Here is a 9,025-nt window from a genome sequence, read left to right as displayed (position 1 = left end):
GGCGTCTTGCGATGAGTCGTTTTATGATTGAATTTGGTGACCGTTTAGACGGTCACGTTTAATTGGAAATGGCGATTACACAAAATCTTAAACAAGGTCATAGGGTTTCTCTTTTCCATCTAAATAACGAAGTCTATTCGGTATTTAGCCCCTGCAACCGCCATCAGTGTGGTATCATTCCCGCTTTGTACGTCATATCGCCCAATATCTGATAGACAGTGCGCCTGCTTTTCATCCAACACACAGGTAAAGAACAATGACTGAAGCCATCAGTGCAATGACAAAACGCTATGATCTACATAGTCATACGACTGCTTCAGACGGAGTTTTATCACCTGAGCAGCTCGTGGACAGAGCTATTTCCATGGGTATTCATGTACTGGCAATGACGGATCACGATACAACAGCAGGTATTCCAGAGGCTTTAAACCATATTAGGCAGAATCAGCTACCTCTAACGTTAATCTCCGGCGTTGAAATTTCGACGTTATGGCAAAATATGGAAATTCATATTGTTGGGTTAAATGTTGATATTAACTCCGTTGCCTTAAAAACATTTCTGTCTAATCAGGTTAATTTAAGAAAAGAGCGTGGCATTGAAATCGGGTATCGGTTAGCTAAAGCAGGTATTCCCGGCGCTTGGGAAGGTGCATCCCGGTTAGCTAATGGCGGGCAGGTCACTCGTGGTCATTTCGCCCGTTACCTGATTGAGGCGGGAATCGAGCCGACAATTCAGCGGGTGTTCAAAAAATATCTGGCGAAAGGAAAGATCGGTTATGTTCCGCCTCAATGGTGTACAATCGAGCAGGCAGTTGAAACCATTCATCAGGCCGGAGGACAGGCAGTGATTGCTCATCCCGGTAGATATGGTTTGTCAATGAAATGGCTGAAACGCTTGATTATCTGGTTTAAACAACATGGTGGTGATGCAATGGAAGTTGCACAATGCCAACAAGCACCTAATGAAAGGCAACAACTTGGTCAACTGGCAAGAGAATATGGGCTGAAAGTATCATTAGGGTCTGATTTTCACCAGCCTTGTTCATGGATAGAACTCGGTCGTAATTTGTGGTTACCCGGTGATGTTGTACCGATATGGCACGATTGGTCACAGAGCGGAGCTGCATAGAAGTAGAGGTTATTGTTATGAGCCAGTTTTTTTATATCCATCCTGACAATCCACAGACGCGTCTTATTGACCAGAGTGTGGAAGTACTGAAAAAGGGCGGAGTTGTCATTTATCCTACTGATTCAGGTTATGCTATTGGCTGCTGTCTCGAAAACAAGGACGCAATGAACCGTATATGCCGAATTCGTCAACTGGATGGACGGCACAATTTTACGCTGGTATGTCGTGATTTATCAGAAATTGCGACTTATGCCCATGTGAGTAATCAGGCATTCCGGCTAATTAAGAATAATACACCCGGTAATTACACATTTATCCTGCAGGCGACAAAAGAAGTGCCGCGCCGTTTAATGAATGAGAAACGTAAAACGATAGGGCTGCGTGTTCCATCGAACCCTATAGCATTAGCGCTGCTGGAGGCAATGCGTGAGCCTCTGATGTCATGTAGTCTGATTTTACCCGGAAATGATTTTGCAGAATCTGATCCGGAAGAGATTAAAGATACGCTGGGTAAACAGGTTGATTTAATCATTCACGGTGGCTATCTTGGGCAGCAACCGACAACGGTCGTGGATTTAACCGAGGATTCACCAGTGGTTCTTCGTGAAGGCGAAGGCGATGCAACGCCTTTTTTATAAGATAACCATTTAATTATTTTTATTATACGACGCCTGTGAAGGCGACAGCAGAGGTTGCTCAATGAGCGATAAAACAGAAAAGTTACAAAAAATTCTTGCGCGTTCTGGTCATGGCTCCCGCCGTGAAATTGAAGGATACATTCAACAGGGGCGCATTAGTATTGATGGCAAGATCGCAACGTTGGGTGATCGTATTGAAGTCAAACCCGGCACAAAAATCCGCTTTGACGGTCGGATCTTAAATATCAAAGAGTCACAAAAAACAGTTTGTCGTGTTCTGGCTTACTATAAACCAGAAGGCGAGTTGTGTACCCGCCATGATCCGGAAGGCCGTCCGACAGTCTTTGACCGTTTGCCAAAAATGCAGGATGCGCGCTGGATTGCCGTTGGGCGTCTGGATATCAATACTTGTGGCCTGTTGCTGTTTACAACAGATGGCGAACTGGCAAACCGTCTGATGCACCCAAGCCGTGAAGTTGAACGTGAATATGCGGTTCGTGTTTTTGGTGAAGTAGATAACGCAAAATTGCGCCAATTGACACAAGGTGTACAGTTGGAAGATGGCCCGGCTTCATTTAAGACGATTTCGTTTAAAGGTGGGGAAGGTATTAACCAATGGTATAACGTCACTCTGACGGAAGGGCGTAACCGCGAAGTCAGACGTTTATGGGAAGCCGTTGGTGTGCAGGTCAGCCGTTTGATCCGTGTTCGTTATGGTGATATTGATCTGCCGAAAGGTTTACCTCGTGGTGGCTGGACTGAATTAGGTCTGGAGCAGACGAACTATTTGCGCCAATTGGTTGAGCTGAATGAAGAGACTGTATCCAAAGTCGCGGTTGAACGCGACCAACGCCGTCTCAAAGCCAATCAGATCCGTCGTGCAGTAAGGCGACATGCTCAGGTAGCTTCTCGCCCGGCAGGAAAACGTCCTGCAAGTAGTTCCCGCCAGAACACAGGAAGAAAAACGACACCTAAAGGCCGTTAATCTTCTCAGGCCGCTGTTTAGTGCTTATTGCGCTTTCAAACAGCGGCTCTCATCACTCAATGATTTTTACCAGCCATATTATTTACCAATCGATGCCTCTTTGGGCTTTGACTCCTGCATCAAAGGCATGTTTGACGGGCCGCATCTCTGTCACGGTATCGGCATATTCAAGCAACTCACGGTGACAACCTCGTCCGGTAATAATAACTGACTGGCTGGCAGGACGCTGTTTCAGTGCTGTCAGAACTTCGCTAAGTTCCAGATATCCATAACTGACCATATACGTGAGTTCATCAAGCACAATAAGCTGGATTGAAGGATCGGATAACAACCTTAAGGCATGTTGCCATACTGACTGACAGGCGTGAGTATCTGTTTCCCGATTTTGAGTTTCCCAAGTAAATCCGGTTCCCATAACATGAAACTCAACTCCGTTTTTTTCCAACAGGTTTTTCTCTCCGTTTTCCCATGTTCCTTTAATGAACTGGATGACGCAAACACGTTGGCCATGACCAACAGCACGGGTAACAGTCCCGAATGCAGCCGTTGTTTTCCCTTTTCCATTGCCAGTGAACACCATAACGATACCGCGCTCTTGTTGTGCGGCAGCAATGCGGGCATCGATTTTTTCTTTCAGACGTTGCTGCCTTTTTTGGTACTGGCTGTTATCTCTTGTCATTATTCGGCTGGTCCCGCTTTGCGGCCCGGTTGTGCATCAAAACTAATACCTGAATCATGCTGGCTGTCATCCCCCATCAAATAAAGATAAACAGGCATAATATCGGCAGGTGTTTTTAATTTGGCGGAATTTTCATCAGGGAATGCACTGGCGCGCATATTGGTACGGGTTCCACCCGGATTAATGCAATTAACCCGCAGGGACGTTCCCTGATATTCCTGTGCTAAAACCTGCATCAGACCTTCTGTGGCGAATTTGGAAACAGCGTAGACTCCCCAGCCACTTCTGCCTTCACGCCCTACACTGGAACTGGTAAATACCAAAGAACTCCGGGGGGATTTCAATAGTAATGGGATCAGTACCTGAGTCAGCATAAATGTGGCATTGACATTCACCTGCATCACATCATGCCAAAGTTGGACGGGCTGTTCTGTGATGGGCGCGACAACCCCCAATAAACCTGCGTTATGTAATACGCCATCCAGACGGGGATAATGTTGTGCCAGCTCGTCAGCAAAAGTCTGGCATTCATTAGCTGTCACAGTTAAAAGATCCATCGTATAAATAGCCGCAGGTAAGCCGCCTTCATTTTCGATTTGCTGTTTAACCGCTTCCAGTTTTGCTGTTGTGCGCCCAAGTAAAATAACCTGTGCACCATGCCGGGCATAAGTTAATGCAGCTTCACGCCCAATACCATCACCGGCACCAGTGACTAAAATGATTTTTTGTTGCAGCAGGTCATTCTTTGGTTGGTAATCTAACATCTGACTCTCTTCTATAAACGGTTTTTAAATCTGGCGGATAGATAGGTGTAGTACATAACGTCTTATCAGAACAAAACTTCGTGTTTTCGTCAAATTGACAAAAGTTTCTCTGCTTTCTTTTTTGTGAAAATAGATAAATTATATTAATTATTTTTTCTGAAGTAGATTTGACGCAACAGAAGCAAGATAAACTGTTAGAGCACTGTTTCAGGTTTTTGGTTAAAATAAAATATATATTGTTCATCATTAATGAAGAAAGGTGGATCTGTGGAGTATGTTTCTCTATACGGACTGTTCTTGGCAAAAGTAGTGACTATCGTCCTGGCAGTCGTCGTTCTGGTAGTATTTTGTATTGGAGTTGGTGTGCGTAAGACAATGCACAAAGGCGAATTGCGCCTGACCAATCTTGGTGAAACTTATAAGGAAAAACAACGTCAGATGCAGCAGGCTCGAATGAGTGAGGCAGAGCTGAAAATCTGGCAGAAGGAGCAGAAAAAACAGCAAAAAAGTGAAGCTAAGCAGAAAAAAGCTGAGGCAAAAAGCGGCCTGAAGAGTGAACCGAAAACTAGCCTTTATGTGCTTGACTTCAAAGGCAGTATGGATGCCTATGAAGTAGATTCTCTGCGTGAAGAGATCAGCGCGGTTCTGGCTGTCGCTGATAAAAATGATGAAGTTCTGGTACGTTTGGAAAGCCCCGGTGGTGTGGTACATGGTTACGGGCTTGCTGCATCTCAACTGGCTCGTCTGAAAAACAAAGGCATCCGACTGACAATCGCGGTAGATAAAGTAGCGGCAAGTGGCGGTTATATGATGGCATGTGTGGCTGATCGTATTATTGCTGCACCTTTTGCCATCATTGGTTCAATTGGTGTGGTCGCGCAATTACCAAACATTCATCGGTTCCTGAAGAAAAATGATGTTGATATCGAATTGCATACAGCAGGCGAATATAAACGTACTCTGACCATGTTGGGAGAAAATACTGAACAGGGACGGCAGAAATTCCGGGAAGAATTGAATGAAACACATAACTTATTCAAATCGTTCATTCATGATCATCGTCCTGCACTGGAAGTCGATAAAGTCGCGACAGGTGAGTATTGGTATGGCACACAGGCAAAAGAGCTTGGATTGATTGATGAAATTGGTGTCAGTGATGATTTCCTGATTTCACAAATTGAACACCGTGAAGTGATTGGAGTCGGCTATTCCCGCCGTAAGCGTGTAGTGGAACGTTTCATGGGAAGTGCAATGGAAAGTGCTGATAAATTGCTGATGCGCTGGTGGCAAAGAGGCCAGAAGCCACTGCTCTGACAGTAAATCTGGTGATACATGAAGTAAACTATAGATTAAACAATAACATATAGCTGCATTACGGCGGATAGTATGACACGGTCAGAATGACAGTCATATTATCCGTCCCATAAATTAAGAAAGTTTTTTCCTGCCTTATATTGTCTGAACTGTCTTGAGAGATAGTTTACATTGCACAAAAATCACAATTTTCCTAATCATTTCATTTGGTTTTTATAGCAGCAATTGCCGCTTGACAGGAAGTGTTCTAGTTTGCACCTATTCCGCTTTCCAGAAAAATAAGTTGTTGCGCATCGTTTTTTATCAGGTACAGTGTGGGCTTTTCGTCATGCAGATGGAAGATTTTGTTTACAACTGTTAGGCCATGTCATTGCATGGTATGCGTTTATGTATAAAATATTTCATATATTTCAAAGGGTTTGGTGTTTGAGCGAAAGTCTGGGATAAAAATTAGTTGATATCTTGCGAATCTATCGCAATATAAAAAGAGATCTATTTTATATACCGCAACATAACTTCGTAATTTTCGCCATCTGAAAAGAAGATAATTAGGTAAAGGTAACTATGGGTAAAGCTCTTGTTATAGTGGAGTCCCCGGCAAAAGCCAAAACAATCAATAAATATCTGGGAAATGACTACGTTGTGAAATCCAGCGTTGGTCATATCCGTGATTTGCCGACCAGTGGTACAACGAGTCAAAAGAGTTCGAGCTCATCTACCGATAAGAATAAAAAGAAAACTAAAAAAGATGAGAAAACAGCGCTGGTTAACCGAATGGGAGTTGACCCTTACCATGGCTGGGAAGCGAATTATCAGATCTTACCCGGCAAAGAAAAAGTGGTAGCAGAGCTGAAAACACTGGCTGAAAAAGCACAGCATATTTATCTGGCAACGGACCTTGATCGCGAAGGGGAAGCCATTGCCTGGCATTTGCGGGAAGTCATTGGCGGAGACGATACACGTTTCAGCCGTGTTGTTTTTAATGAGATTACCAAAAACGCTATTACTCAGGCTTTTGATAAGCCGGGTGAGTTGAATCTTGACCGTGTTAATGCACAACAGGCGCGCCGTTTTATGGATCGCGTGGTTGGTTACATGGTTTCACCGTTATTGTGGAAAAAGGTTGCCAGAGGGTTGTCTGCTGGTCGTGTTCAATCCGTAGCTGTCCGTCTTGTTGTTGATCGTGAACGGGAAATTAAAGCCTTCGTTCCGGAAGAATACTGGCAGATATATGCGGATCTCATGGCTAAAGGGGGCGTTGAGCTCCATATGGAAGTTACCCATAAAGAGGGTAAACCATTTAAACCAGTTAACGCTCAACAGACTCAGGCCGCCGTCTCTTTACTTGAAAAAGCCAGTTATAAGATCACAGACCGTGAAGATCGCCCAACGTCAAGTAAGCCGAGTGCGCCGTTTATTACTTCTACGCTGCAACAGGCTGCCAGTACTCGGTTAGGCTTTGGCGTAAAGAAAACCATGATGATGGCTCAGAAATTATATGAAGCAGGTCATATTACTTATATGCGTACTGATTCTACTAATCTGAGTCAGGATGCTTTGAGCATGGTTCGCGGTTACATCAGTGATAACTTTGGTGATAAATATCTGCCTAAAGAAGCCAATATTTACAGCAGCAAAGAGAATTCGCAGGAAGCTCATGAAGCTATCCGGCCGTCTAATGTTGAGATTATGGCTGAAGCACTGAAAGATATGGAAGCTGATGCCCAGAAATTGTATCAGCTTATCTGGCGTCAGTTTATTGCCTGTCAGATGACTCCGGCAAAATACGATTCAACCACACTGACTGTTCAGGCCGGCGATTTCGAATTGCGGGCAAAAGGCCGTACCTTACGTTTTGATGGTTGGACAAAAGTTATGCCTGCCTTACGTAAAGGGGATGATGACCGTACTTTGCCTATTGTGGAAGTAGGGACGGCCCTCGATTTACAAAAACTGCTCCCAAGCCAGCATTTTACTAAGCCACCGGCGCGCTTTAGTGAGGCGTCATTGGTTAAGGAGCTGGAAAAACGGGGTATTGGCCGCCCATCTACTTATGCTTCAATCATTTCTACCATTCAGGATCGTGGTTATGTGCGGGTTGAGAATCGCCGTTTCTACGCGGAAAAAATGGGTGAAATTGTCAACGATCGCTTAGAAGAAAACTTTAACGAATTGATGAGCTATGATTTTACGGCAAGAATGGAAGATCAGCTCGATCACGTTGCAAACAATGAAGCAAACTGGAAAGGCGTATTGGATGAGTTTTTCGTCAATTTCAGTGAGCAATTGGATATCGCCAACAAAGATCCGGAAGAAGGCGGAATGCGTCCGAACCCGATGGTCATTACTTCTATTGAATGTCCGACCTGTAGTCGCCCGATGGGAATTCGTACTGCAACGACAGGTGTATTTTTAGGCTGCTCAGGTTATGCATTGTCTCCAAAAGAGCGTTGTAAGCAAACCATTAACCTGATCCCAGAGAATGAAATACTGAACATTCTTGAAGGGGATGATGCGGAAACGAACGCACTTCGTGCCCGTCGTCGCTGCTCCAAATGTGGTACAGCAATGGACAGCTATTTGATTGATACCCAGCGTAAATTGCATGTCTGCGGTAATAATCCTGCTTGTGATGGCTACGAAGTAGAGAACGGCGAGTTCCGTATCAAAGGCTATGACGGTCCTATCGTTGAATGTGATAAATGTGGCTCGGAAATGCACCTGAAAATGGGGCGTTTCGGCAAATATATGGGATGCACAAACGAAGGGTGTAAAAATACCCGTAAGATCCTGCGGAGTGGGGAAGTTGCGCCACCGAAGGAAGATCCTGTGCCATTACCTGAGTTGCCGTGTGAAAAGTCAGATGCTTATTTTGTTCTGCGTGATGGGGCTGCCGGTGTATTTTTGGCCGCCAGCACGTTCCCTAAATCAAGGGAAACACGTGCACCTTTAGTTGAAGAACTCGCTCAATTTAAAGACCGTTTACCTGAGAAATTGCGTTATCTAGCGGAAGCTCCGATTCAAGACCCTGAAGGGAATAAAACGATTGTACGTTTTAGCCGTAAGACAAAACAACAATATGTTTCTTCAGAGAAAAATGGTAAAGCGACGGGTTGGACCGCATTTTTTGTTGATGGTACATGGACGGTCAAAGAAAAGTGATGATTATCATAATGGGTTGCTAGCCAATCCATTGAAATATAATCAGACAGATATTTTATTTTTGAATTAAAATATGACTTTTTTTTCTGTAAAGCCAGTTATCAGGACTGGCTTTTTTTGTTATGGCTTTAGCCAGTTTAAGTCGCATTAGCGTCTTAAACATAAAACCACCCGCTTTGCGGGTGGAGTTCAAAGGTTATACCAAGAAAAACACCTTTCCGTTACGATATAGATGTTCAAGCTAATATTACCTGAGCTTCGCTTAAGAAGGGAACTAAAGTGCCTGAGGCACGATCAAAGTTTTTGCTAAAGAAAACAAAATCGTGGAGATCCTCAGGCATGTATAATTTAGAA

The 9,025-nt window shown here is 44.2% G+C and carries 7 protein-coding genes; 5 read left to right on the top strand and 2 right to left on the bottom strand.

All coding sequences use genetic code 11. The features are described from left to right. Positions 1-256 precede the first annotated feature (256 nt). The 3 genes from rnm (at position 257) to rluB (ending at position 2,752) form a co-directional block, all read left to right on the top strand. Positions 257-1,129 carry an RNase RNM gene (gene rnm, locus AACS92_RS17770; RefSeq protein ID WP_099111899.1) on the top strand — a complete coding sequence of 291 codons (873 nt, stop codon included), beginning with the start codon at positions 257-259 and terminating at the stop codon, positions 1,127-1,129. 17 nt (positions 1,130-1,146) lie between these two features. Continuing rightward, positions 1,147-1,767, top strand: coding sequence for an L-threonylcarbamoyladenylate synthase (locus tag AACS92_RS17765; protein WP_099111898.1), 621 nt, complete (start codon positions 1,147-1,149; stop codon positions 1,765-1,767). A gap of 61 nt (positions 1,768-1,828) precedes the next feature. Further along, a complete protein-coding gene (gene rluB, locus AACS92_RS17760) occupies positions 1,829-2,752 on the top strand; it encodes a 23S rRNA pseudouridine(2605) synthase RluB (protein ID WP_099111897.1) in 924 nt (307 codons plus the stop codon). A gap of 82 nt (positions 2,753-2,834) precedes the next feature. Here the strand turns inward: rluB and cobO are convergent, their stop codons facing one another. Both cobO and AACS92_RS17750 read right to left on the bottom strand, forming a co-directional pair. After that, the gene (cobO, locus tag AACS92_RS17755; protein ID WP_099111896.1) at positions 2,835-3,431 is read right to left on the bottom strand and encodes a cob(I)yrinic acid a,c-diamide adenosyltransferase; all 597 of its coding nucleotides are present in this window, start codon (positions 3,429-3,431) and stop codon (positions 2,835-2,837) included. Next, on the bottom strand, positions 3,431-4,195 hold the full coding sequence (locus AACS92_RS17750) for a YciK family oxidoreductase (protein ID WP_099111895.1): 765 nt from the start codon (positions 4,193-4,195) through the stop codon (positions 3,431-3,433). The genes cobO and AACS92_RS17750 overlap by 1 nt, the downstream gene beginning before the upstream one ends. Positions 4,196-4,462: 267 nt before the next feature. Here AACS92_RS17750 and sohB point away from each other — a divergent pair, with 267 nt between their 5' ends. Both sohB and topA read left to right on the top strand, forming a co-directional pair. Continuing rightward, the gene (gene sohB, locus AACS92_RS17745; protein WP_099111894.1) at positions 4,463-5,509 is read left to right on the top strand and encodes a protease SohB; all 1,047 of its coding nucleotides are present in this window, start codon (positions 4,463-4,465) and stop codon (positions 5,507-5,509) included. A 564-nt stretch (positions 5,510-6,073) separates the two neighbouring features. Beyond that, positions 6,074-8,671: a type I DNA topoisomerase gene (gene topA, locus AACS92_RS17740; protein WP_099111892.1), complete on the top strand. Its 2,598-nt coding sequence runs from the start codon at positions 6,074-6,076 to the stop codon at positions 8,669-8,671. The last annotated feature ends 354 nt before the right edge of the window (positions 8,672-9,025 follow it).

The organism is Xenorhabdus sp. KJ12.1, assembly GCF_963876495.1.
GTDB classification, from domain to species: Bacteria; Pseudomonadota; Gammaproteobacteria; order Enterobacterales; family Enterobacteriaceae; genus Xenorhabdus; species Xenorhabdus stockiae.
This window is presented reverse-complemented; position numbering and strand designations above follow the sequence as displayed.

Coding starts and splice junctions, on each gene's coding strand:
- rluB (WP_099111897.1), top strand. CDS start 1,829: ATGAGCGATAAAACAGAAAAGTTACAAAAAATTCTTGCGCGTTCTGGT.
- topA (WP_099111892.1), top strand. CDS start 6,074: ATGGGTAAAGCTCTTGTTATAGTGGAGTCCCCGGCAAAAGCCAAAACA.
- rnm (WP_099111899.1), top strand. CDS start 257: ATGACTGAAGCCATCAGTGCAATGACAAAACGCTATGATCTACATAGT.
- AACS92_RS17765 (WP_099111898.1), top strand. CDS start 1,147: ATGAGCCAGTTTTTTTATATCCATCCTGACAATCCACAGACGCGTCTT.
- AACS92_RS17750 (WP_099111895.1), bottom strand. CDS start 4,195: ATGTTAGATTACCAACCAAAGAATGACCTGCTGCAACAAAAAATCATT.
- cobO (WP_099111896.1), bottom strand. CDS start 3,431: ATGACAAGAGATAACAGCCAGTACCAAAAAAGGCAGCAACGTCTGAAA.